The 2,584-nt window shown below is 40.7% G+C and carries 3 protein-coding genes and 1 pseudogene; all 4 read left to right on the top strand.

Translation table 11 applies throughout. The features are described 5' to 3' along the window. Positions 1-584 (top strand): annotated as a pseudogene (locus RMO55_RS11210) (AAA family ATPase); the annotation flags it as partial. A 155-nt stretch (positions 585-739) separates the two neighbouring features. Beyond that, complete coding sequence (locus RMO55_RS11215) at positions 740-1,168, top strand: hypothetical protein (protein WP_310426569.1); 429 nt, start codon at positions 740-742, stop codon at positions 1,166-1,168. A gap of 356 nt (positions 1,169-1,524) precedes the next feature. Then, a complete protein-coding gene (locus RMO55_RS11220; protein WP_310426571.1) occupies positions 1,525-2,298 on the top strand; it encodes a TIGR04255 family protein in 774 nt (257 codons plus the stop codon). Then, positions 2,295-2,584, top strand: a 290-nt coding sequence (locus RMO55_RS11225) for a hypothetical protein (protein WP_310426573.1), incomplete at its 3' end; no start/stop codon positions are given. The genes RMO55_RS11220 and RMO55_RS11225, both read left to right, overlap by 4 nt.

Raw genomic sequence — 2,584 nt, forward strand, 5'->3', positions numbered from 1 at the left:
TATTTAAACTGGTGGTTGATTATGGCGATGGGGAGGTGCTATCTCAGGAAGCTAAGGCAGTACAGTGGACTTCCTATAGCAGTGATGGGGAAATCGGCGATCCTCTCGTGGCAACTCAATTGGGTGTCTATGCGGTCAAAATTAACCCTGTGGAGCTACCAGTGGGTAGTTTGAATAGTATTTTCAATGAGTGGCGCGATCGAGTCCACGATCGCAAAATTGCCGCCGTTGAGAGTTTGGAGTTAACAGTTTCCGAGATTGTAGACTATCGCAAGCTGACTACTGCCTTACCCCTATTGATGCGCTTCCCGATCGAAATCGACCAATTAGTCACTGTTCAAACTGGCAAGCGGTTTCTGCGCCTGGAATATCAGGGGGAGATTAAGGGCTTCCAAACCTTTTCTAGTTCGGTGAATACCTTTTTGACCGATCCAGAGATGCGGGCGGAGGTTTCGCTGAAAATGCGGCTAAATTTTGCTACTCCAGTTTTACCAGAAGGGACGGAAATGCAATCGATCGAGCAGACACTGGGCAGAAATCCGATCGAACGGGGACATCTAGCGGTGACGGTAGTTTATGACTGAGGATGTGGATGACAGGCAAGATGCCTGTCCCACAAGAAACTGTGAGACAGGCATCTTGCCTGTCTAAGTCCAAATTAGGCTTAAATTTTCTTGCATTCCCCTAGACCAAAGGACGGGAAGGGGAGAGAATAGAAACGTTACCTGGAGAGTCTGTCGTGCAAGAGTTTCAACTGCGGGTTGTCCCGATCGACAATAATAATTTTGCGCTGGAGCTATATCAATGCGCCTATAAGCAAGCGGGAGAAAAACGTCGCCCCGCTGCCAAGCGAGTTGGACGGCTGAAGGGGCAATCTTTGGTACAAGCACGGCAAGCGGTGTATGACTGTCTCAAGGTTAATAACTACGACCCCAAGACATTAAAACATTCCCGCCAAAACGCCTATGTTCTGACTGAGTTGTCGGGTGTCAATTTGGCGTTACTATTTCAAGCTCTCCAACCCTTATCGAAGTTAGAACGGATTGCCAATATTACAGCGGGGGTAATGGCGATGAGTAATGAGGAGGCGCATTACTGGTTTGCTAAAGTGAGTAATGGCGATCGTCACCGCGCTTTACGGGCAATTCGGGTATTATTGGGCGATTGAGATTGTAACCGATTGGCATCTCAGCCCCATAGCATGATACCTATTGGATCGGTAATGGGCATAATTACTAAAGACATGACTGATATCACTCAATTAATTCAGTACGGATTGCTTCTCAATCCTTTCGGCTGCGTGTAAAATTGAATTAGGCTGAATAATTTGTTAAGGTATCTGTATTTTATGAGCATACATAGTCAATATCGCAGCACAATAGTATACCCAAGCTATTGGATGTCCTTTTAGATAGGGCTTTCATCCATTATTAATATGCACTATCAATCACAAAGCTGCTCTACACCTTAAAAATAGTAGATGCGTTCTATTCTTAGGTTTAAACGGTTTCTCATAGATGAAAAATGACATTCTCTAATCCACCGATTGTTGAAGCTATATTTCATTTAGTTGTCGAGCGTGATGGTGACTTTGAGCGTGAGACGTTGAATGATTATGCAAAATATATTACAGAAAAATTCCCCATTTTTGATAAAAAAGAAAAAAGATTTTTAAAAAATGATATATCATTTAATTTGGATGAGCCAGATAATATAACTTCTTTAGTTAGTAATAATCTGGAAGGATATATTTTATCTTCCAATGATAATTCTAGAGTTATCCAAGCTAATATAGACAGTTTTTCTTTTAGTAAGTTGCCGCCTTATGAAACATGGGATATATTTTACAAGGAAGCGAATGAGTTTTGGAGAAAATACATTGAGATAACTTCAGTAAAGCAAGTTAAAAGACTCAGTTTGCGCTATCTGAATCGGATCGCCATCCCTTTTAATAAAAAACCCATCAAACTACAGGATTATATTAAAGTTTTCCCAGAAGTTTCTGATGACTTGTCAATGACAATCTCAGGCTATTTTATGCAAGTAGCTCTTGCCTGCAATAACTATGAGCCTTCTAAGGCGATTGTGAATCAGACAGTTGGTAATGAAGTAGTCGAAAATAGCAATAGTGATTCAACGTTTATACCCTTGATTTTTGATGTCGAAGTTTTTCAGGATGTAGACCTCGATCCCCAAAATAGTTCTATAGAATCTATTTTTGTTGATAACTTACGACCATTCAAGAATGATGTGTTTTTTAATAGCATTACAGATCGATCGCGGGAGTTTTTCAAATGATAACTTTAGATGTTCAAACCAGTCCTAAAAGCTATATTCAAACTGTAACAAAACCAACCTATTCTCTTGTTGCAAGTTCTAGCAAAGGCAAAAGTCAGGCATACGAACGAGTTGAAGAACAAATAAATTACCAAGAGCGCAATGATACTCAACTTCGATATGTTCTCGATGGTATAAGTGAAATTGCCGTATTTGAGCGAAGAGCGGAACGTCTAAGAGATTTGTTACTTGAAGATCGTACTGCTTTATCTGAAACAGAGATATTGCAACTCAAGCGAATCTTCAA

It is taken from the genome of Chamaesiphon sp. VAR_48_metabat_135_sub, from assembly GCF_031418915.1.
Taxonomy (GTDB): domain Bacteria; phylum Cyanobacteriota; class Cyanobacteriia; order Cyanobacteriales; family Chamaesiphonaceae; genus Chamaesiphon.